The organism is Streptomyces sp. CS113, assembly GCF_002188365.1.
GTDB classification, from domain to species: domain Bacteria; phylum Actinomycetota; class Actinomycetes; order Streptomycetales; family Streptomycetaceae; genus Streptomyces; species Streptomyces tendae.
In genome coordinates this window covers 6,121,281-6,143,364 of the sequence record NZ_KZ195574.1, presented here as the reverse complement: position 1 = coordinate 6,143,364, position 22,084 = coordinate 6,121,281, and the positions used below count along the sequence as shown (strand labels likewise).

Annotated in this window: 16 protein-coding genes and 1 pseudogene; 4 read left to right on the top strand and 13 right to left on the bottom strand. The window is 65.5% G+C overall.

Features of this window, described 5'->3' with window-relative positions; all coding sequences use genetic code 11:
* Positions 1 to 148 precede the first annotated feature (148 nt).
* From B9W62_RS27480 to B9W62_RS27470, 3 genes are all read right to left on the bottom strand, one after another.
* Entirely contained in the window at positions 149 to 2,059 is a 1,911-nt protein-coding gene (locus B9W62_RS27480) for a UvrD-helicase domain-containing protein (RefSeq protein WP_087809665.1), read from the bottom strand.
* Positions 2,060 to 2,062: 3 nt separating this feature from the next.
* Positions 2,063 to 3,946 carry an ATP-dependent nuclease gene (locus tag B9W62_RS27475; protein ID WP_143665480.1) on the bottom strand — a complete coding sequence of 628 codons (1,884 nt, stop codon included), beginning with the start codon at positions 3,944 to 3,946 and terminating at the stop codon, positions 2,063 to 2,065.
* Between the two features lie 375 nt (positions 3,947 to 4,321).
* The gene (locus tag B9W62_RS27470) at positions 4,322 to 4,579 is read right to left on the bottom strand and encodes a helix-turn-helix domain-containing protein (RefSeq protein ID WP_256976610.1); all 258 of its coding nucleotides are present in this window, start codon (positions 4,577 to 4,579) and stop codon (positions 4,322 to 4,324) included.
* A gap of 209 nt (positions 4,580 to 4,788) precedes the next feature.
* On the opposite strand from B9W62_RS27470, the gene B9W62_RS27465 reads away from it, so the two are divergent.
* Together B9W62_RS27465 and B9W62_RS27460 are read left to right on the top strand one after the other, a co-directional pair.
* The gene (locus tag B9W62_RS27465) at positions 4,789 to 6,093 is read left to right on the top strand and encodes a tyrosine-type recombinase/integrase (protein WP_087809663.1); all 1,305 of its coding nucleotides are present in this window, start codon (positions 4,789 to 4,791) and stop codon (positions 6,091 to 6,093) included.
* 99 nt (positions 6,094 to 6,192) lie between these two features.
* Positions 6,193 to 7,665: a hypothetical protein gene (locus tag B9W62_RS27460; protein WP_087809662.1), complete on the top strand. Its 1,473-nt coding sequence runs from the start codon at positions 6,193 to 6,195 to the stop codon at positions 7,663 to 7,665.
* Here B9W62_RS27460 and B9W62_RS39755 read toward each other — a convergent pair.
* Positions 7,662 to 8,479 (bottom strand): IS5 family transposase gene (locus tag B9W62_RS39755; protein WP_256976609.1). Its coding sequence is split into 2 segments (ribosomal slippage): positions 7,662 to 8,128 and positions 8,128 to 8,479, totalling 819 coding nucleotides; the frame shifts between segments, so codons are not numbered across the junction. The two genes, B9W62_RS27460 and B9W62_RS39755, sit on opposite strands and share 4 nt — an antisense overlap.
* 86 nt (positions 8,480 to 8,565) lie before the next feature.
* The gene (locus tag B9W62_RS40330) at positions 8,566 to 8,880 is read right to left on the bottom strand and encodes a transposase (protein WP_179235703.1); all 315 of its coding nucleotides are present in this window, start codon (positions 8,878 to 8,880) and stop codon (positions 8,566 to 8,568) included.
* Between the two features lie 279 nt (positions 8,881 to 9,159).
* Here B9W62_RS40330 and B9W62_RS27440 point away from each other — a divergent pair, with 279 nt between their 5' ends.
* Positions 9,160 to 11,739, top strand: a complete 2,580-nt coding sequence (locus B9W62_RS27440) for a DEAD/DEAH box helicase (RefSeq protein ID WP_179235702.1) — start codon at positions 9,160 to 9,162, stop codon at positions 11,737 to 11,739.
* 198 nt (positions 11,740 to 11,937) lie between these two features.
* Here B9W62_RS27440 and B9W62_RS40325 read toward each other — a convergent pair whose 3' ends face one another.
* From B9W62_RS40325 to B9W62_RS41255, 3 genes are read right to left on the bottom strand one after another with little or no spacing between them, the layout of a single operon-like run.
* Positions 11,938 to 12,108, bottom strand: coding sequence for a DUF3052 family protein (locus B9W62_RS40325; RefSeq protein ID WP_179235701.1), 171 nt, complete (start codon positions 12,106 to 12,108; stop codon positions 11,938 to 11,940).
* The gene (locus B9W62_RS40320; RefSeq protein ID WP_179235700.1) at positions 12,105 to 12,677 is read right to left on the bottom strand and encodes a hypothetical protein; all 573 of its coding nucleotides are present in this window, start codon (positions 12,675 to 12,677) and stop codon (positions 12,105 to 12,107) included. Before B9W62_RS40320 ends, B9W62_RS40325 begins: the two co-directional genes overlap by 4 nt.
* A complete protein-coding gene (locus tag B9W62_RS41255) occupies positions 12,674 to 12,886 on the bottom strand; it encodes a phosphotransferase (RefSeq protein WP_373433708.1) in 213 nt (70 codons plus the stop codon). Before B9W62_RS41255 ends, B9W62_RS40320 begins: the two co-directional genes overlap by 4 nt.
* Positions 12,887 to 13,205: 319 nt before the next feature.
* Here B9W62_RS41255 and fxsT point away from each other — a divergent pair, with 319 nt between their 5' ends.
* Positions 13,206 to 15,299: an FxSxx-COOH system tetratricopeptide repeat protein gene (fxsT, locus tag B9W62_RS27425; protein WP_087809656.1), complete on the top strand. Its 2,094-nt coding sequence runs from the start codon at positions 13,206 to 13,208 to the stop codon at positions 15,297 to 15,299.
* Positions 15,300 to 15,350: 51 nt separating this feature from the next.
* Here the strand turns inward: fxsT and B9W62_RS27420 are convergent.
* The 5 genes and pseudogenes from B9W62_RS27420 to B9W62_RS27400 all read right to left on the bottom strand — a co-directional run.
* A pseudogene (locus B9W62_RS27420) lies at positions 15,351 to 15,575 on the bottom strand (helix-turn-helix domain-containing protein); the annotation flags it as partial.
* A 320-nt stretch (positions 15,576 to 15,895) separates the two neighbouring features.
* Positions 15,896 to 16,285, bottom strand: a complete 390-nt coding sequence (locus B9W62_RS27415) for an XRE family transcriptional regulator (RefSeq protein WP_087809655.1) — start codon at positions 16,283 to 16,285, stop codon at positions 15,896 to 15,898.
* 489 nt (positions 16,286 to 16,774) lie between these two features.
* Entirely contained in the window at positions 16,775 to 17,458 is a 684-nt protein-coding gene (locus tag B9W62_RS27410) for an RES domain-containing protein (protein WP_087809654.1), read from the bottom strand.
* A gap of 265 nt (positions 17,459 to 17,723) precedes the next feature.
* Entirely contained in the window at positions 17,724 to 20,006 is a 2,283-nt protein-coding gene (locus B9W62_RS27405) for a WD40 repeat domain-containing protein (RefSeq protein WP_087809653.1), read from the bottom strand.
* A complete protein-coding gene (locus tag B9W62_RS27400) occupies positions 19,999 to 22,083 on the bottom strand; it encodes an ATP-binding protein (protein ID WP_256976607.1) in 2,085 nt (694 codons plus the stop codon). Before B9W62_RS27400 ends, B9W62_RS27405 begins: the two co-directional genes overlap by 8 nt.
* Between the last annotated feature and the right edge of the window lies 1 nt (position 22,084).

The window sequence follows — 22,084 nt, the reverse complement described above, 5'->3', positions numbered from 1 at the left end:
CTGAAACGCACCTGTGGGCCTGGCCTACCAGTGGGCACAAGCCCCTGGCGCCCCGAGCTCAGGAGGAGGACTGCGTCAGTTCGCCCATACGCGCGTATGCACCTGCCCGCGCCGGTCGGTGCTGGGGGCAAGTGCGGCGCGTAGTCGGTCATAGGGCGCGAATGTCCTGCACGGACCAGCCGCGGGCGGTCATCGCCTCGACGTACACCTCAGCTCTCGTACGGTGAGCGGCGAACGCAAGCAGGTGGGTGGGGCGGGTGGCGCCCACGAAGACGAGTTGTGCCGCGCGCTGGACCGTGGCCAGGGCCCGGGAGGCGTCGCGTTGCCCGCTCAGGAGCCCGAGGACCTCGTGCACGTCGTACTTCTTTCCGCTTCGCTCCAGGCATTCGAGGATGAGTGTGGCCGCATGGGTTTCCCCCTTGGCGCTCTGGATCGACCCTGCACGCGACAGCACCACATCCTGCTCCGGATCAGCCGTCTGCGCCTCAAGCGCCGGGGCTGGCAGGTCCACGTACGGGACGTGAGCAAGGGGATCCGAGAGACGTGTCACCCCTTTCAGGGGGCTCTGAGTCAGTTCAGGCAGCAGCCGCACAAGCCCGCTGGTAAGAACCGCCCATTCAACAGGACTGTCGAGCGGATTCGTCAGCATCTCGTGCAGAAGCAGACGTGCCCTCCCCCCGGCGGTGGCCGGGTCTCGGTCAAGGCGCTGCAACGGGGGCAGGCCGTTTGGGCTGGCGAGTCGGGCGATGTCACGGATCGCCTTCCACAGGAGTGTGATGGCTGCGCGGTTGTCACCGGCTTGGCGCTGTGTCCGGGCGGCGCGTGCTGTCGTGATCAGGGAGCCTGTTGTCTGGCTGGGCACGGTGGTGAGGCCGGGCACGTAGCAGGACACGGACTGGGGGAAAGCCTTGGTGCCGCCCCGGCTGAGGCGGGCGCCCAGGACGCGGGGTGGGCTGTCCAGCAGGAGCTGCCGGGGGACCGTGGCCGCTGCCATTCGCTCGAAGGCCGGCACGACCTCGGCGACGCAGTCGTCGTCGAAGAGCAGCAGGACGACGTTCCCGTCGTGGCCCGCACCGTCGATGCGCTGGGGGTGGTGGATCGTGAGGTCACTGGCGAGTGCTGCGATCTTGCTGCCGAAGCGGCGGCTGACGGGGAGTTGGGCGGCGTGGGGCAGGGGGAACGACGAGGGCTGTGCGGTGCTCGGTCCATCGGTGAAGATGCGCTGGTTGATGTCACCCACACGTTGGACGACAGTACTCGGGGAACCGAAGACCTGGTCGAGCAGGCGTAGCTGGAGGTCACTGGTGTCCTGCATTTCGTCCAGGAGGACGAAGGGGAAGCGGTGGGCAGCGGCTTCAGCAAGCTGTGGATGGCGGACAAGGTAGTGCTCCGCGACAGCGAACATGTCGTGGTACCGGAAGATGCCCTGCTCAGTGAGCTTCTCTTTGAGAGCCGCGAATTGCCGGCCGCTTGGGCTGCCTGACGTGAAGGGCTGGGTGCCGTCCGGTGCCGTCGTGGCGAGTTCCCCGGCGTCGCACACGTAACGTGCCTCGGCCACGAGCGTGAGGCCATTGCGGCGGTGTCCGAGTGAGGCATTCAGCGTGCGGAAGGCCGGGTGGCGTTCGAGCAGGCGCAGGGCAGCGTCCGCATAGGTGCTGTCGTCGACGGTCTGCACGTCGATGCCGCGGGCTCGTAGGGCTGGCAGGGCGAAGAAGGTGTTGGTGAAGGACTGGATGGTGCCGATGAAGTGCGGGTACTGGAGTAGGCGGCGGCCCGCTGGCGTGGTCGCGAGACGGCTGGTGATTTCGTCTTTGGCTGTGTTGGTGTGGGACAGGACGCAGATGCCGCGGGTGGGTGAGTTCCAGCCCTGGGCCAGGAGGGCGAGTTTGAGTGCGATCAGGCTGGTCTTGCCCGATCCGGGAGCTGCCTGGAGGTCCAGGGACTCTGTGCTCTGGATGAAGTCCCACTGTTCCTGGTGCGGCAGTTCGAGGCGGAGTTGATGGGCGAGTGCTTCGACCTTGTCCTTGATGAAGACGTCAGGTGCGTAGAGGCTCGTCATCGCTCAGACCTCGCTGCACAGATACGTGAAGGCGGCCACGAGGTAGGGCGGCAGGTCGTCCTCGGTCACGAAGGCGTTCTGCAGGAGCCGGGCCGCGTGATGGGCAGCGATCGGCTTGCTGCCCCGCCCCATGCGCAGCGGCTCGTAAATGTTCAGGGCTGCCTGTTCCAGCGATACGTTGTTCTCGCGCCACTTGATGACCTCGTCTCGCGCGGAGCGGTCGAGGTCGGCGAGCTTGTCCGCGGTGGGCCAGGTGGTCTTGGAAGCGACGGCGGCGCGGACAGCCTGGTGCATGAGGGTCGCCATGGTCCAGGAGGCGGCGGCCAGGTCGTACTCCAGGGTCCAGTGATCGGAGACGAAGGTGCGTACGTGGCCGCTGTCCTTCGTTTTCAGTGCTGCGACGTGTTTGTCGATCTCTTGTTCGGTCATCTCTGCCGAGCACTTCAGTTTCTTGCGCATTTCGGAGGAGGTGCCGGCGGGAACCAGGTCGCGGTCTCGGATGCAGGCCACCGCGACCGGGATCTGCTCTCCTTCGCGCTGGAAGATCCGGCTGTAGCGGAAGAGGCCGACGCCGCCGACGTCGACGACACTCACGCCGCATGCGTTGAACGACTTGCCGATGGCCTGTGCGAGCGCGGGCAGGACGATGGCTTCAGCGTCGCCTTCGACGATGGCGACGCTGCGGGCGAAGAACAGGTTGGCTTTGGTCACGTCCAGGAAGCGGGTGAGGAAGGCGTAGTCGCCCTCGTCAAGGTGGGTCAGCCCTGGGGCGAGGCGGAAAGTGGATCCGCGGGCGACGAGGGTGAGGTGTTCGACCGGGATGGCTGATGCGAGGTTGGGGCTGTGGGTGGAGAGGATGACCTGGACCGGTGGTGTCCCGGCCGTCTTGGCCACGTCGGCGCGGTCGCGCAGGAGGTCCATGATGCGGGTCTGAAGCTGCGGGTGGAGGTGGGCTTCGGGTTCCTCGATCAGCAGAAGGGGCGCGAAGGCGCTGTTGTTGTTCAGCAGGAGGAGTTCGGCGGCCATGAACAGGGCGTTGTTGTAACCAAGGCCGTGCCTGGTCCACTCTCCCGTGCCCGCGAACAAGGTGAGTTCCAGGCGTTCCAGGGCCCGGGCGAGTGTCGCATCGCCTGCGACACCGATCTCGCCGCGCAGGATGTCGGAGCCGATGGAGAACTTCTGGAGGTATCCAGTGTTGATGTCGTCCCGGGCTGCGGTCACCGCGTCGTTGTCGCTGATCTGGCGTTCCGTGCGACGCAGGATGCCGACCAGGGTGCTCGCGCTGCCAGTCACCTCGTTGAAGTCGTCCTCGCCTTGGGCGCGCATCGCCGGGTAGCTGGCCAGGATTTGTGACAGCCGTGATCCACGGCCCGAGCGCAGCTCTGCCTCGGCATCCCGCAACGGGCGGAGATAGGTGGCTTTCAGCAGCTCACGCGCGGCGCCGTCCAGGGCCGGCCCCTGCCCGTCGCGGCCGGTACGTGTCGTCACCGCGACGCGGTGGGGACGCAACGGGTCCATCAACTCCGCTTTGACAGTGACGTAGAGGGCGACGTTGCCGTCGCCGTCCGCGGTGAGCAGTTCAAGGAAGACTGCTTGTTCCTCCGTCGTCAGCTCCTTGAAACCGCATGTGATCTTGAAAGCCCCTGCACGTCCGTCTGAACCGACGTGGAAGTCGTCACGCGTGATGCGGTAGAAGTCTGCCGCGGTCGTCTGCAGGCACAAGCGGATCGCGTCGATGATGGCGGTCTTGCCGCTGTCGTTCTCGCCGACGAGGACGTTCGTGGCGGGGCCGAAATCCAGGCTCAGGCTGGCGTCTCTGTCACCGTCCTTTTGTGGCGTTGCGCCGAAGATCCTGAAGTTCTCTGCATACAAACAGGCCAGGTACAACGACGCCCCCACCTTCGCGCCAAGGCCTGGACCCCGTTGGTACAGGCGCTTGCAACCGGCACCACAGCCCCACCCGTGTGCGGTTCCGGCACATCATACGAGCACGTAGGCCTCACCGGACCCTGTACGCCCATTGAGCCACATTGATCCGATCGCCGGGGCTGCCGTCCACAGCACGGAAGCGGGTACTTCTGAGAAGGTCCCGGCAGCATCGCGAAAACTATACGCACTAGCAGATGCCAACTACAGAAAACCGGCGCACGCTCAGAATATTTCGGAGCCACCTCACCATTCGGCGGTGATCAGCAAGGCCATCGAAAACCCTCTTTTCGCCGCCGGATATCTCCGTAACCCCGTTCGCCTCCCGTCAGGCGATTAGATTTCACCGCCGTCTCGCCCGCACGTGTCGTTGAGAAGCCGGCCCGGCGGCACATCCAGTCCCGCCGCAATGTCGAGAAGCGTCAGCACACTCGGATTCCGTTGGCCGTGCTCGATGTAGATGAGCCCCCGGAAGCTCAGTCCGCTGCGCTCCGCAAGGAGTTCCAGACTGTAGCCACGTTCCTCCCGGAGTCGTCGGATTTGCAGACCAATGGAGAGCAGCCGGGGGTCTGGAAGCGGTCGAGATGCAGGCACACTGCGACTCGACCGTCACCCCATCAGGCGCACCATGAACAGTTGTGCATAACTACGGAACGTAGCGGAAAGCGTGCACCGAGAAGGTTTACCTCGGGCGCACATGTCAGCCCGGGGAAGTGCAGTCGAACCTCCGCACGGGTGGCAGCAGCCAAGACCGCAGCCAGCGACGGAGATAGAAGCCGAGCCGACGAACAGGTACGAGGGCCATGAACGAGAGAAGCGAGCCGTTCGACCGCTGGCACAAGTCGTATCCGAAGCCTGAGCGCGGAGAAACACCGTGCAGGTGCGGCACCAAGCGACGTCCGTTGTATCCGTCTTCAGATCACACCCGGGGGCTCCAGTGGCAAGCGCGTTACACAGACATCGCCGGAACTCCAAGGCGCGTCTCCTTCGCTTCATGGCAGGAGTGCCGTGACTATCTGGACGGAGTCGGCGCGGCCGCCCGCTCTGAAGTACCGAAAGAATTCAGCGCAAGCAGTCTTTCTGTTGAGTTCTATGCACGAGAGTTGATTGAGCGAAGACGGACGCGAGGCAAGAAGACGCGTACAACGAACAACTACGCGGCTCATCTGAACAACTATATCCTGCCATTTGCCGGTCATCGGATTGCGGGCACACTCCGCCGTCGGGACTCCACCGCATTCATCGACTTCCTTCTCACTCAGCCCAGACTCCGTTCCATGTACACAGTGGTACAGATCTTCAAAACGTGGCGCATTCTGATGCACTACATGCTGGACGAGGATGTTCTCCTGCCGCCCAACATCGTGACGCGCATCGAGCTTCCGGAAGTGACGCCTCGCGTCAGGGTCGCCTTGTCGCCGCTGCAGGTTGCAGCGGTCGCGACGGCCATGCGCCAAGTGGCGCCACGCTACGAAATCATGATCTGGCTCGGAGCTTGCGCAGGCCTTCGCCAGGGGGAAGCCTGCGGGCTGAAAGGCAGCCACGTCGACTGGAGCCGGGGACGGATCACTGTCCAAGAGCAACGCCAACGAGGCAGGGCGGTCACCCTCAAGACCAAGGCCAGCTTCGCCACACTACCCGTTGACGACTTCCTGCTGTTCCAACTGCAACAGCACCGTGCCCAGTTCACTGAACCCGATACCGTCTCCCAAGAGGCCGAACGGCGACGCCTCGCACGCGGCTTCACCGAACCCCTGGCCGAAGACCTCCTCGTGACGAATCGGGTCGGCAGACCGGTCCTGTACAGCGACTTTCACGACAAGTGGCGGAAAGCATGCAGGCTGGCGCGTCTCCCTGAAGGGACACGTTTCCATGACCTGAAGCACTTCTACACGAGCACTTTGGGCGCCTGCGGACACCACGACCCGAAGACCGTCCAGGCGCTCTCCCGGCACGCAGAGTTCTCCGAGACCTGGGACACCTACGCCCACCCCCCGCTGGCCGTGGAGAACGCCACGGTGACCGCGTTCACCCTCGCCTTCGGCCACAAAAGCAAGACCGAACCGATCCCGGCCCAGCGTCGCCCTGCGCTTCATGAGCGACGCTGAGGTCTGATGAATCAGGCCATTGTTCGGTTGCCATCTGGCAGCACGGGATGCCGCCGGACACCCTTGTGACGTGGGAACCGTGCGAGCGGAGGGGGCCTCATGGAAGACACACCGAGCGCAGCCGAAGTACTGGAACGTCTGTTACAACCGGTCGTGGTCGCCACCAACTCCACAAGCACCCTCGTCGGCAGCGTCGACGCAGCCGCGCGGAGCGAAGACAGCAGGAGGCGCAAGGCACACGAGCGCAAAGCAGAGGAGGCCGAGAGGGAAGGCAAAGCCCGCCCGGAAACCCCACCCGCTCTGCGGCGCAAACCTGGGCTTCAGGCACTGCCCGAATCGGAGTTGCAGCGGTCCGTCCGGTTGCCGTACATCACGCTGCTGCACCGACTCGCCCGCGGGATGTCTCTCACCCGTCGGGGTGCGGCGCGCGGACTCGCAGAGCACTGGGGGAGCCTGAAGTACGTCCAGGCTCTGCGGGCAGGAAAGGGGTCATACCTCTGGCTGTCTTCGGAAGGGCGGCAGATCGCCAAGCACTACAAGACGCTGCAGTCCGAGGAACTGGGCCAGGCGTTCGCTCTCGTGCTCGCCGAGCACATTCTGCGGAGCCGCTTTCCCGGCTACGGAGTGTCGATCCTTCATTCCGACACGGTCCTGCGGGCCGGCTGGGCACTGAACGCCTCCGAGAAGAAGAAGGACGAACCCGGCGCCAGTGTCAGCTACCGCTACCGGCCCCACTTCCTGGCGGAGGTATGGAAGCCGTCACATCCCTCTGTCATCGTGCCGATCGCCTGCAAGGGCAACCACAGTGGGGCTGCTGTTTCCCATGAACAACTGGCCTCATGCGCGGCGTACGCCGACGGCCTGCATGTGGGGGCGTGGAACCAGACGCCCGCGCTGCTGTTCAGCACCGAGCTTCCCCTGGACGGGCCAGTCGCTGTCCATGCCCTTCATGCGCCGGGCGTAGGGGCGCGTCTCACCGTCCCGAGTGGGGGGAACACCGCGGACGTAGACCTGGACGAGCTGCCGCGGCAGGAAAATCACTTCCCCGGCATCGAGCCTCCCGCGCAAAGTGATCGGACCTCCCCTCCCCTGCCCGGTTGCCAGGTCAAGCCTGAGCACTTCGCCTGGTTTCAGCAGACCTTGGGTCACACCGACGCCGCTGGGCTGACGGCCTTTGCCGGGTCAGGACGCGCCACCGCGCGCCTCCTCACCAACCGGCAGGGCAGCGAATTCTTCGAAACGTTCGAACATCCCGCTGCCGGCAGCGTGCAGGACATCACCCGCACCCTGCTGGGTGACGTCTTCGCCGGGACGGACTACATTTTCCGCCTCAACGGCCAGCACGTGGAGGCCTTCTCCGGCGCCCAGAAGGATCTCTTCAAGCACCTGGCGAGGGGAACCGACCGCAGCAGCCACAAGACCCAGGTATCTCGGTGGCGCACGCAAACCCACAGCCACCGGACATCATGGCCTCGTACCGGCTGGGACAGCGGATGGGGCGGTCCGGTCTCCATCCACCAGGACGGAACTGTCCTCGCCATCCGACCAGTGAACGTGACTAAGAGGTCCTAACAAAGGCGTTGGACGTGGCGGTGGGTGATGAGGCAGACGGCGAGTCCGAGGAAGGCTTCGTGGATGTCGTCGCGTCGTTCCCAGCGGATGCGCAGGCGGCGGAAGCCGTGCAGCCAGGCGATCGTGCGCTCGACAACGTAGCGGAAGATGCCCAGGCCGGTGCCGTGTGGCTCGCCCCGTCTGGCGATCACGGGCCGGATGCCGCGCTGCCAGAGCTGGCGGCGGTAGATGTCGTGGTCGTAGCCGCGGTCGGCCAGCAGAGCGTCCGGCCGCCGGCGGGGCCTGCCGACCCGGCCCGCGACGGGTGGGATCTTGTCGAGGAGGGGCAGCAGCTGGGTGACGTCATTGCGGTTTCCGCCGGTCAGCGATACCGCGAGCGGGATGCCCTGACCGTCGACGATGAGGTGGTGCTTGCTGCCCGGCCGTGCGCGGTCGACCGGGCTCGGTCCGCTTTTGGGCCCCGTCGGGCAGCCCGCACGTGCGAGGAGTCGATCACCGCCCGCTCCCAGTCCAGCCGGTCCTTCGACCTCAGCTCGTTCAGCAGCAGCTGGTGGAGCTGGTCCCAGACGCCGGCCTCGTTCCAGGCCGCAAGGCGCCGCCAGCAGGTCATGCCCGAGCCGAAGCCGAGTTCCTGGGGGAGGTACTCCCACTGGATGCCGGTGTGCAGCACGAAGAGGATTCCGCACAGGGCCTGCCGGTCCGGCACCCGCGGTCTGCCCTGGACCTTCTTCGGACCTGGCGTCGGCAGCAACGGCTCGACCAGCGACCACAGTTCATCCGACACGATCCACGGCCGCGACTGACGGTTTCCCATACCCAGACCTACGAGCAGAGAGGCCGACAGCCTCATGATCAGCGGCTTTTGTTAGAGCCAGTAAGACACACCACTAGGGTCCGTCTTCAAACGGATCTTGCCCAGAGCAGGAACGATGCGAGGCTGACCGCCGCTTCGTAAGAAGTAGCAGTCTTCTCGTATCTGGTGGCGATGCCGCGGAAGCCCTTGAGCCGGTTGAAGCAGCGCTCGATCACGTTGCGCCGCCGATAGGTCTCCCCTTCGAACCCTAGCCGTCGGCCGCCGTAGCCACCGCGCCTCAGCCGGTGCCGTCGCTGGTCGATCTTCTCGGGGATGGTGTTCGCGATGCCACGTTTCCGCAGGTAGGCACGGAAGCCGCGGGAGCTGTAAGCCTTGTCTGCGATGACCTGGTCGGCCTGCACCGCGGCCGGCCCAGGCCGGTGCGGGGAACACCGATACGTTCCAGCAGAGCACGTGCGCAGACGCTGTCGTGGCGTGGGTCCAAGACGGCCTGTCGGCATCCCAGGACAGCGCCTGCGTGGTGATGAAGGTTTGCCAGAGGCGGGCGACGAGCAGGGCATCCTCGCAAGGATTGTTATCGACGACATGCCGTGCATGCCAGCACGCTTGCCCCAGAACCCGCCCTGAAACTAGCTGACCCACCGTCCCCAGGGCGGACAACGACAGACGGGAGCCGAACCTTGGCGTTCCAAGGCAAGACCAAGCGCATCCAGCAACAGTTCCCTTCGCCGGAGGAGCTCTATCTCAGCGGCACGCTGCCTCGGACTAACGCTGCAGTCGATGGGCTCTGGCTGCACCAAGGTGATGTCATCCGAGCGTATGCCGAACACCATCACAAGACGCCGGACCTCGCCCTTGAGCTGCCGACAGGATCCGGTAAGACGATTCCCGGCCTGCTGATCGCCGAGTGGGTGCGGCGGAGGAGCGAAGGGCCCGTCATCTATGCAACTCCCACTAAGCAGTTGGCGCGTCAGGTGCTCGCGACAGCGCGCCGCGAGGGTGTTCCGAGTCACCTGCTCATCGGGAGTCACAAGCGCTGGGACATCCTCGAACAGAGTGCCGTGGAAGGCGCCGAGGCGATCGGCATAACCACCTATAGTGCAATCTTCAACAGCAGTCCAAAACTTCCAGAGCCCCGTCTGATCGTCCTCGACGATGCGCACGCTGGCGAGCAGTTCGTCGGTGCGGAGTACGGCCTCACCATCCGCCGCTACGAGGACCCCGAGGCGTATGAAAGCGTCCTCGACGCGCTGTCCTCGTTCCTATCTGGGCTGCTGCTTCAGCGCCTCCGGGGCGAACCTGACCCCGGTGCGCATCACCAGGTGCGACTCCTCCTTCCTGTAATCAACCCGAGTGCCCTCGGAAGGCTCGACGCGGCACTCGCGAAGCTGCCAGCGCCGTACACGTTCGACTTCGCGATGATCCGTTCGGGCTTGGTGTCCTGCTGTGTCTACCTTTCGTACGGCGGGATTCAGATTCGTCCGGTGATTCCCCCGACGTTCGAGAATCGGATCTTCTCGCGCGCTGAGCAGCGGATCTACCTGTCGGCGACGCTTGGATCCGGAGGCGAACTCGAACGAGCTTTTGGCCGTGAGCACATCATCAGGATGCCGCTGCCCACCAAGACTCCACCGCGCTCTGGGCGTCGGCTCTTCGTGTTCCCTGACCTCGCAGCGGGTGGGGATGCGCTCGGTCTGACAAGGCGGATCGTCGGTGTCACGAATAAGGCGCTGGTGCTGAGCCAGGAGACTTTGGCGAAGACTGAAGCGGCCGCAGCTGACCTCGCGGGCGAAGGCGTTCCGGTCATGGGGCGAGACGATGTCGAGCAAGGTCTCGACTCATTCGCCATGGCGCCGACGGGTGTGCTCGGGCTGGCAAACCGCTACGACGGCCTAGACCTTCCGGGCCAAGCCTGTCGTATCGTCGTGCTCGGCGGGAAGCCTGACGCGGTCGGGTTGCAGGAGAAGTTCCTGAGCGAGCGTGCCGAAGCAAGCGCCGCCCTCGCCGAACGTCTTCGAACGCGCATCGTTCAGGGAGCGGGACGGTGTACACGAGGGCCCAACGACTACGCCGTCGTTGTGGTGCTCGGGTCAGACATCACGAGGTACTTCAGCCGGCCGGAGAACCGCGAGGCTCTTGAGCCCGAGCTGCAGGCCGAGGTCGAGTTCGGGTGGCAGAACAGCCGCGGTACCGATCCTGACGAGGTCATCGAGAACATCGAGATGTTCCTCGAACACGATGCCGCCTGGCGGGAAAATGGCGAGCCGCTCGTGGCAGAGTTCCGGCAGGACGCGGTGAAGGTCGAGGCACCGGGTGCGGAGGCGCTCGGTTCCTCAGCCGCTTCGGAGGTCAAGGCATGGCACCTGGCCTTCCGAGGCGAATGGATCGCTGCGAGCGAGCAGCTGCAAGAGGCGGCGAGACAGGTCGGCACCGGTGGTCAGAGCACCCGCGGCTATCGCGGTCTCCTGCTGTATCTCTCGGGGGTCTGGCTACATCTCGGAGCGGAGGACGAGACCCAGCGCGGGCGGGCGAGGGAGCTCGTGCGCCAAGCGGCCGCCGCGTCGGAAGTGCGTGGCACCTGGCTTAAGGAAATGCCTCAGCTTCCTGGGACCGAGGAGGTTTCACTCGCGAGCATGGACGTGGTCGCTGTGAGTACGATCGTCGCGCGCCTGCGGGGTCCACTTCGCCCGAATCGCGTGAACGATGACCTAACGAAGATGCGTGAGGCGCTGGCACAGGACGAATCAACGGTCTACGAGGGAGGGCTTACCGCCCTCGGATCGTTCCTTGGGGCTGAGTCCTCCAAACCCAAGGGGCAGGGAAGGTGTGACTCAGCTTGGGTATGGGGCACCACGATCTGGATGACTGTCGAGGCTAAGTCCGAACAACACGCCGACGGCCTCTTGCCGCTCCATGACATCAGGCAGGCGAACACGCAGCTCGATCAGTTGGCGGCGGATCGTTCCGTGGACCACCCGCCTGCCGGTAGTCCGGCGATCATCGTGTCGGACCGTCTCACCGTCGATCCGCAGCACGCCCCTGCCGCGAACGCCAACGTCTACCTCGCTTCGACCGAGACTGTCGAACAGATCGCCGGTGACGTCTCCATCGTTTGGAGCGATCTACTTACCAGCGCGGCAGGAATCCAGGCAGAGCAGGCACTGCGACAGCACGTTCGATCGGTGATGACGGAGCACGGGTGTCTTCCCACTCAGGTCATTGACCGTCTCACGCAGAACAGGATTCGTCCGGGTGCCTGAGAGGAAGCGACTGCCGTCCCCGCCAGACGGAGGACTAGATCGCGGGGCGGCCGACTGGGAGGCGCTAGTGTCCTCAGCCGGAGGTTTCTCGGCAGCTCTCCCTCGATCGGCCAGGTCGCGCGCCTCCATCGCCCACATGAATCCCGCCTCGGCACGGGTGTGCGGCAAGGGGTTCCTTGCCTCACACCCCCGCCCCGGTTAGCGCCGTGCCTGGTAGGCGAACGGGTTCGCGAGCTGGGCGCCGTCCCAGTCCGTCGCCACCTTGACGGTCGTGATGTGACGGAGACCAGCCGCCTGCGCGGCCTCCAAGACGTCGGCCGGCTCGATGTACTGGGGACACCGGAGGTGCGGGTAGAGCAGCCAGATCACCCCGCCGCCGACGCCAGCCGCCCGGCGTCGTCGGCCAGGATCCCCTCCAGATCCCCGTCCTCGTCGCAGAACCAGCGCACGACCATCGACACCTTCTCCGGGTGGTCCTCGCTGAACGGCGCGGCCCCGGTCAGGTCGCGACCCAGCGCCGCCGCAGGGTTCGACGTCGTCCCGGCGCCCGGCGCACCGACTGCTTCCGGGCCGCGGAGTAGCCCCCATGCCTTTCGCAGCTCGGCGGAGCTTACGTCCGTGAGGGAGCCTTGGCGGTGCTGTAAGCCGGCGCAGTCAGCGCCAATTTGGTCAGTAGCTTTCCAGCCCAGGTCCCATAGGACAGCGATGGCACACTGGTAGTGGCCGGTGGCCTGGATCGGCTTCTGGCTCTCGGGATACAGGTCGCAGGTGAGGATCGCGATGATCTCGACGTACGCGCGTAGAAGGTGGCGGCGGCCGGCGGGGGCGCGGGCGACGGCCTGATCGAGCAGGCGCCGCCGGACGGCGAGGCGGTCGTCCTCGTGCTGGCGGTAGTAGATGCAGGCGCCGGCAACGTCGCGGAGCGGGTCGCCGGTCATGGTGAAGGTGCCGAGAAGTCAACGACCGCGGACACGGTTCCGGCAGCCATTAGGAGGTTCTCTGGGTAGAGGTCTCCGTGGACGACGGCCTCGGGCCCGGTGTAGTCGCTGTCGAGCAGCGAGGCGCTCGGCTGGGACAGACCGCAGCGTGCTACGGCGCGGAGGCAGGTGGCCTGGTGCAGAGTCACGCCGCACCAGGCCACCGCCAACTTATCGGCTCTCAATCCACCAGAGGACTCCGGCGAACAGTGCTCCTCCCGCTCCCGACGCCGCCCCTCGAACGAGAGCGAACATCGCGGTACGACTGAGCCGACGCGTCGTGCTGCTCCGGCGCTTCTTCACAGCAACCCCCAGATCTCTTCGATCCCGGCCCTGTGCCGGGGTCAGCACGAGGTTCCAAGGGAGAGCCACCGCCCGTCCTAAAGTGCGGGCGGTACGGGCAAAGCCGCCCTAAGCTGCTGGTCACGACCCTGCCCGCCTCGGGTAAGCCGGGCACGGCGACGACTCGGGCACCCAAAGGAGGCTGCGATGACTGCGGGTGACGCGCGCAGGTTGTACAGCGAGCTGTACGCGCTCAGGGCCCGTGCAGAGACAACCAGACGAGCCAAGGGTCAGCCGTTCTCGCAGCGGGAGATGCGCACGGTCCTGAGTAAACCCCCCTACTCGATATCGTTCCGAGGCCAGGCCATCAGCGACTGGCTGCCTGACGACCCGGCCAGGGCCCAAGTCCCCCGGGACGCGGAAGTCGTGTGGGCTGTGGTGCGCTTGTGGTCCAACTGGGCCGGTGAAACGGACGCCAACGAGCGCTACTGGCGCACTCTCGTCGAACGAGCGCAGCCAGTCCGGGCCCGACCCCGGCAAGACGACTCCCAGCCCGGTGATCTGCCCCCGGAACAGCGGCTGCGGTGGAGCAACCTGCCGCCCCGCACAGCGTGCTTCACTGGCCGGGACGATCTGCTGCAACAGCTCGACTCCCTCCTTGCCGACGGTCCGGTCTGCGTGGCCGCACTGCGAGGAATGGGGGGCGTCGGCAAGACACAGCTCGCCCTGGAGTACGCACACCACCATCACGCCGCAGGAACGTACGACATCGCCTGGTGGATCCGCGCAGAGCAGCACGCCGCCATGAAGGAGGACCTCCTCACTCTGGCGCCTCATCTCGGCCTATCCGCTGGAGCAGACATCCGCACGGTTCTCTCAGAACTCAGCCAGCGCTCGAACTGGCTACTCGTCTACGACAACGTCACCGACCCCACCTCCATCGAGGGACACCTTCCTACGTCCGGCCACATAATCTTGACCAGTCGATCCCGTGGCTGGAGCCGCTACGCACGTCCACTCGACGTCGGTCTGTTCCATCCCCCCGAGTCGGTGACATTCTTGTCTGCTCGCACTGGAAGCAACGAGCCCGAAGCCATAGAGCTGGCCGAGGAACTAGGACATCTCCCGCTCGCCCTGGCACAGGCCGCCGCCTACTGCGAGGAGCACCAGCTCTCGATCCGTAGGTATCTCCAGCTGTTCCGGTCACCGCGGGTCAGGGAGCGGCTCTTGGAGACCGGACTTCACTCGGCCGAGTACCCCGACAGCGTCGCCACGACCTGGCTGCTCCACGTCGAGTATCTGCGGAAACACAGACCCTCTGCACTGCAACTCCTGCGGCTGTGTGCGTTTCTCCACCCGGACTCCATCCACCTCGACTTGCTCCTGTCCAGATACCACTTGCTTCCTGATCCCCTCGCCAGCGCGGCCAACTGGCTCGACACGCAGTTAGCCAGAGCCGTGGAGGAGGTGCGTGGAATCCCCTTCGAGGCCAAGGAGGACGTCATCGGCGCGCTGGTCAAGACAGGGCTGGTCACCCGCCTGGACGACGCATCCGTGAGGGTCCATCGGCTCGTCCAGGCGGCAACGAAGCAGGAAATGGGCAACGAGCGTGCGACAGCATGGCGCACCTACGTCGACCTGCTCCTGCATGCCCTGCACCCCTACCCACCGTTCCCCGTGGAACCGGAATGGGATGCAACTCTGGGAGAACTGCGCATCCACGGCGATCATCTGGCCAGACTGCTCCTCGACGGTGTCCCAAAGGAGGAGCCAGTCCAAATCGAGCGACTAGTTGCACTGGTGGACTTCACCAAAGAGGGAACGCATGAGGTCATCACAGACTTTGAGTACACCTACGAATGCATGCTCCGCCTGACGGAAGCCTTTCACCAGGAAAGTAAGCCATTCCTGGCCGCTCTCGCACTGTCGAACCTCGGGTACGTTCGCTGCCTGACCGGTCGACACACTCAGGCTCTGGAAGCCATGGAAGCGGCCTCCGCTGCACTCGATGAGGTGTTGCCTTCGATGGATCTAGCGGGCCTGCAGGAGGCGATCCAAGCCTGCCGGTCACACACCGCGCGCCGAGAGGCTGCTGACGAGTCGGATGACACCGTCGTCGTCATCATCCATGAGAACGCCGCCCTCGACCGTGTCGCAGAGTTCGCTGGAGTAGACGGGCGAGTCGTACCGGCCTTCATCGTCATGCCCGGGCAGAACCAGATCACCACGGATCTAGCGACGGCCCTCGGGCATGAAACGGACGGGAAGCTCCCGTACCCGTTCACCCCGCTATGGCGCTGACTTCAGGGCATATCGGCTGTATGGCTGAGCTGTTGAGGGCCAAGCGGGTGTGGGCTTGAGCTGGAACTTACGCCAGATCCGGCCGCCGGTGGACTTCGACAGGCCGCTGTGCTCCGCCATCGATCTGCGCGACCAGTGGGTGGCGTTCTTCGGGCTCTTCTCCAGCGTCGTGACCACGACTGCTTCCACCTGATCAACGCTGATGGTGGGCGGCCGGCCCGGCCGGGGCTCGTCGACCAGGCCATCAAGCCGTTCCGCCAGGAACCGGCGCCGCCACTCTTGAATGTCCATCGCTGCAGTCGATTACGTGAGTACGCGGCACAGCATGACTGGCTCACCATCGTGCAGCTATGCACCCGACCTCAATCCGGTCGAGGGGGCTCGGTCAGGTTGGAGGCGCCGGCCGAGGCCCGGTGCAGGAAGACCGCTGCCTCTCGCAAAGCAGCGGTCCGGGTGCACCTACCCAGTAGCACACCACATCAGGGCGCACAGATTGCCTGCCTCGAACGCCGGTCACGCCAGCGTGAGGGGTCGGCCGCTGCGCTGGCTCTGTCCGAGGGTGCGCCTCACCGGTTGACCGGAGTAGGCGGTTTCGTCTACAGATCGCCCTGGTGGAAGGAGCGTGCCGCTGCCATCACTTCTTTGTGCCGGTCGGCCGCGATGGCTTCGATGGGAGAGTCGTCCTCCAGCTGAGGGTTCATTCCCATCATCCATGCGCGTGCGATGTGCCGGTTGTCGCAGTTGGCAATGTACTGGAAGGCTTGGACGGCTGCGCGCATCCTGAACTCGGCGTCGACGCGGGGAGCGTTGCGTCCCCCGGCCCACCGGCCGACCTGTTTGGCGTCCTCGATCCCGGCGATGAGGGCGACGATGCGCTGGCTGAAGGTGTCTTGCAGGAAGCGCGCGATCTCGGCGGTGGACATCTCTGCGGCGTTGCGGTGCGCCCGAGCGTCGGCCTCGGCGAGGGATTCTCGCTCCGTCTGCATAATCTCCTCTTTCCTCCCGACTGTCGCAGTCGGCGGAGGATGGGCGTGCTTGTGCGCGCCAGGCTGGGGTGTGGGGGCTCGGTCAGAAGCTGCTGCGACGGCGGTGACGCTCGCCACGCGCGCTGTGATCCGGCTGGCTGCTGGGGGCAGCGCACCACTTCAGCCTCATGGATACGGTGCGGTCGGGGGTCGTTCCCCGTGCTCCGTTCCGGTGCTGTGGTGTGGTTGCGGGTAAGAAACCGATGATGACCTGCTCATTCTCCAACATGCTTTTGCCTCCGTGGTGTTGACTGAACCTTACCCGTTTACACGGTACCTACTCCATGGCTTTCCCACCTGAAAACCCTCTAAAAAGCGCCCTTAGAAGGGGGCTGCAAGACGCTGAGCTGGGACGTTCCGACCGTGCAACAGGTTGCAGAAGTGTGACGTGGACTCGGGAGTGAGGACCGGATCGGGGGACATGGCGTACGTCCAGACGACGTAGTCGGCTCAGTGCACGGTGAGGCCGTACTCCTTGGCCACAGCTTGGAGGCCGGTGTCTTCCAAGCGGACCGGGCATCGTTCGACCTCGGTGAGCTCAGTGTCGCGCAGGATGGCCCAAATGCGCCTGCCTCCGTAGGTGCTGCGGTAGGTGATCCCTTGGACGAGCAGGTGCCCGTGGTCGTTCCGTTGCGCGACGGCCCATGCAGCGATTTGCCGGGCGATGCGGCGGTCCTTGCCGTGGATGTGTTCATCGGTCAATGTCCCGCTGACGCCGAAAGCGCTCAGCTCCTCCTTGAGGTCGATCGCCAGCACTGCGCGAGTCTCGTCGCTGTCGACGTCGAGGAACTGGGCCAGCGGTGTGGGACGCAGCCGGAGCAGGATCCGGTCCTCCCTCCAACTGGACGGCAGGTGACCGATGGCCATGAGGTCGGCGTTGTTGGCACCGGCGTTGCCCATCTCGGCTCTCACTCTCGGAGCGATCCGGAACAGCGCCAGTGCCTCCGCAAAGCAGCCGACCCTGTCGGTGGCGCAGTAGAGCATTCCGTAGGAGTACAGGCTGAAGCGGCCGGCGGAGGATCTGTCCAGTGTCTCGGGCTCGACCTGGTTGTAGGCAAGGGGCTCTCTGGCCCTTCCGATGCGCCACACACCGGCCGGAGGGGCCGGGGTCAAAGTGACAGGAGGGATCGTCATCGACTCTGTCCCTCCACTGCCGTGCCCTGGTGCCTCCTTGGGTGTGCCTGGGTGACCGCCTGACGCGTCCTGCCGTGCATGGTGGACACCGCGGATAACGCAACAATCATCGAGTTCCGGTCCTTCTCGGTCAGAGGATGTTCGACACGCGGGGTGCAGACAATGACCTGCCGATTGTTTCGTCCGACGGCAGATCCTGTCCGTCGCGTGTCCTGTCGGTGCACGGCGCACATCCGGTGCGTTGATGCACTGTGCGGCGCACGTGTCACAGCCGTGCGTGGTGCAGACGGAACGTCAGGGTTCCGGCTTCGCCGGATGCGAGGAGTATCGAGGTGCCGTCTTCCTTGGGCCCCTTGACCGTCTTCAGTGTGTGCACAGGCCAGCCTGTGACGATTGTCAGCAGATCGCGGTCCGCCGCCGCGTCCCACAGGTGAACGGCCGTCATGCCCGCGGTGGCGAGGACCGTGCGGTTGCCGGGCAGGGCCAGAGACGTCACGGCGCCGAGTTCGCCGTCCTGCGGCGACATCTCGGCAACGCTCCTTCCGGTCGCCGGGTCCCAGACCTTCAGGGTGCCGGACTGACCCGCGCTCGACAGGAGCACCTGCCCATGAGGCCCTCGGACGAAGGCGACGTCGTTGATGATCCCCTGGTCGGCTTTGATGGCCGGTGCATGCGGGGCGAGCCGGGAGATGTCCCAGACACGCACGCTGCCGTCGCTGCCCGCAGAGGCGAGCATCGGGAACCGGTCGTCCTGATGGGTGGCGAGACAGTGCACGCTGAGCCGGTGCTGGTCGAAGTCGGCGATCAGCCGGCTGTCGTGGAGGTCCCACACGCAGACGCGGCCGTCGGCGCTGGCACTGGCCAGGAGGTCTCCCCGTGGACTGGTGAGGGGCACCATCGCCAGGACGGGAAGGTAGTGGCCGCTGAGCCGGGAACCTGTCCGAGTCTGAGTCGAGGGGTCGAAGCAGACAATGGTGAAGTTCTCCAGTGCTGCAGCCAGTACGAGCTTGTCCTTGACACGCGGCCAGGCAAGTGCGGAGACCTGCTGACCCTTGATCAGGGTTTTCGGATGGCCGGTTGCCGTGTCGTACAGGACAATCCTGGATCCCCGTGCCGCGGCAAGGACGTAGGGCGGGTCAGGCGACAGTGCGGAGGCGGTGACGCGTGTCCATGCTCGTGGCGCCTGTGTGAAAGTAGGCTGGTCCACGCTCCAACTGCGGACCAGGTGGTCGTCCCCTGCGGTCAGCAGCTTGTCGTGCCGCCGGCCGCGTAAAGGGGCAAGCGCGGTGACGGGTGCACTGTGCGCCGACAGGACGCCGGCGCGCTCAAGCGTCGGGATCTTCCACAGGCAGACGGTTCCGTCGCCCGCAGCAGAAGCCAGCACCGGTTCCTCGTCGAGGCGTGTCAGGCTCAGCGCAGTAACGGGTTGTGTGTGCCGTGCTGTGACGATCGCGGGTGCCATCAACAGGTGGCTGCCGGCATCGTGCAGCGATACGATGCCGGCTTCGTCTGCGACGGCATACCAGCCGGGTCGTGGCAGGGAGATGAGGGCGCGGACGCGTGCAGCATGCCGCGAGCGAGCGACCGAAGTGACCCCGTCGAAGTGGTAGACGGTGTCGTGCTGGCTGAACAGCAGTCCGGGCCGGTCCTCGCCATCAATGCCGCACAGGATCGCTGAGGGGTCTGTCAGACCGGACAGCGGGACACTGCGGGGAAGGAAGCGGCCTGTGTCGAATACTGCGACGTGTCCGTCGCTGAATGCAGCCACAACGAGCGGCAGGGAGCTCTGCGGTTTGTACCGTGCGAGCGAGCTCACCCACGTCCGCTCTCGTCGGGGAATGACCTCCTGGACGAGTTTGCCAGTGGCACTGTCGACGGCGCAGACACGCCCGTCGGTTCCGGCGGTGATGAGGATTCCACTCTTGAGGACCAGCAGGTGGCTGATCGCACCGTGGTGCACCTGCAGCGGCGTATGCGCGAGGCTGCCGTCCAGACGATGAAGGCGGAGGATGCCGCCGCGATCACCGGATGCGATGCGTGCGGGCGTGCCGTCGGCCGCCGCGTCGATGTGCGCAAGGGACGCCACGGACTGGGGGGGTGACGTCCAGGCGGGCACGGGGCTGACGCAGTCGCTCCACAGGGGGGTGACAGGAGACGCCGCAAAGGTCCCGCGTGGCTCCGACTCGGACTCCTCCGGTCCGGGTCGTGCCGCGTGGTAAGCCAGTCGCAGGCTGGTCAGCCGGGACAACGGGTCTGCGTGGCGAGCGAAGAGCTCGATGCCGGCCCAGGACCGCAGCCACTGCTGCTGGCCGGGGGTGCCGTCGTCGACGGCCAGCAGGCGCCGGACCTCGGAACTGGTTTCCCAGGCCAGTAGTGCCGGCGGCACGTGGTGATCGTCCAGAACCCTTCCCTCTGCGGCGTGTTCAGCCAGGTGCCTGCGCAGATAGGGGTGAGGCGGAACGGCGGGATCGTCGGGCACCAGTCCGGCCAGAGCCGCAGCAATCCTCTTCTGGATGTCCTCGTACTGCAAGTCGTCCGGATCACGCATCACCGGCCCCCGTATGCAGCAGATCAACCGCGTGATTGCGCAGGACATCGGTCAGTTCCTGGTGGGCGGGCCGATACACCCGGCGCTCGTCCTCGACGGAATGGGCGAGGTAGCCGCTGAGCCGGCCGTGCAGCAGCTTCTCGATCATCTCGTCCCATTCCGCAGGAGTGAGCGTACGGTCCACAAGGAACACGTCGGCCACTGTGGGCCACACGTCGGCCCACGGGATGCCCTCCCCCTTGGCATGAGCCGATGCCTTCAGCAAGGCCAGGCCAACATCGGAGGGAAGGCCGTCCTCTGCGACCAGATGCAGATCGCGTGTGAGGAGCCCTTGGACACCTCGTTTGAGCAGCCGCTGCCATGCCTCATCACAGGCGAGTGCCAACGGATCGGCGGCAGTCCTCAGTTGCTGACCAGCCAGCCGGGCGTCGATGAACGAGGGCCAGACCGCCTCTGCAGCCAACTCAGCCACCTGGTCCACTGTTGCTTGGCCGGCGATGCCTGCTATCAGGGCCTGAAGATACTCACGGATGTCGGCCTTGCTGCTCGGGCCGTCGGTCCGTTCCACGCGCGCACCGGGGAGGGCGTCCTTCAGCGCCCTCAGCAGGCTGCGGTCCTGGCCCCCGTCTTGGTCGGTCGGAGGACGCAGGGGAGTGCTGGAGCGTACTCCGATCACCAGCCGGACGGCTGCCGTTTGGCCCTCGTCATCCTCGTCCAGACGCTGCCCGGGCACGCGAGGTCTGGACATCTGACTCAACGGCTTGAGTATGTCCTCGACGATCCGTGTCTGCTCCCGGGCCTCATCAAGACCGTCCACGACCAGGGTCACGGTCCGGCCCTGGTCGTGCACAAAGTCCAGCAGCTGACCCGCCCACACCTCGGCAGCGTCCCTGGATCCCGCATCAGCCGGCTCTGAGCCCAGCGCTCGCAGCAGGTCCTCGGCAACCTGGGCAGCATTACGGCGGTGGGCCAGGACTGCCGCGTCCACCGAGCCAGGAGGGGGAACCGTTTCCGGGGACGCCAGGTCGTACGCCGTCTTGAAGAGAGGACTGTCACGGAACGCCGGTTCGCTCATGAGGACTGCCCTACCCAGCACGGCTGATTTGCCCGTGCCCGCAGAACCTGTGATCAGCAGGACGCCACGCGCCGTCTGAGGGCCGAGGAACGCGGCGACTTTGGCGTTCAGCTCACGCCGCCCGCGGAAGTACCAGCCCCCGTCACGTTCATGTGGCCGGCCCGTGGCCCGGTCGAGCCAGTGCTCCGCGGCAAGGGGCTCTCGTTCCCCGGATGCTCCGAGGAGTTCGGGCATGTGGGTGTATCCCGGATTGGGGAGGCACGGCGACGGCTGATAGTTGCCCCCCTGCACCAGGTGGTGGAGCTTGAACGTCTGTTCCTCGTCCTCCCGTAGCCCTCGCACGTACTCCGCCATGAAGTCCGGCACACTCAGATGCGGAGTGGTGATGCCGGCGGTTCTCCGCAGACGCCGCAGAGCGCTCTCCAGCAGGGTAGGAAACTTCAGAACCGCGATCTTGCTGTCGTGCCCGCAGGTGACCAGCACGTCCAGCCGACTCCCGCGGCGGCGGCTGTGCGCGATGTCCTCGTACAGGCTGGCCAGCTCCGGAGCCATTTTGCCCGCGAAGCACGTGTTGACGATCACGAGGACGTTCCGGGCATTCGAATCCAGCGCCGCCGCAACGATGTCTGCCGTGCGGACTGCTGTGGCCAGAGGCCGGTGCTGCTCCGTCGCCGGGAGTTTCAGAAAGTGCGTGGGCGACTTGACTTTCAGGCCGTGACCTGTGACGAACAGGACGAGAGCGTCACTCGCCAGTCCCCGCACGTTGTGCTGGCGCAAGAAGTCTTCGACGTGGTCTCGGGACTTCAGCGCGGGGGGCGGCACTTGCAAGAAGGCAGGTTCAGGTCCAGGAGTGGCCCACCACTCCCCCACCACGTCCACCTGACGGTCGATGCCCTCGGCGAACGCTGCTGCTTGGTCCCCCTGCCAGTCGTCCTCATCTTCCGCGTAGTCCCGCACCGCCAGTGTGAGTAGAACGCGCTGAGCTGTGCTGACCTCAGCCACT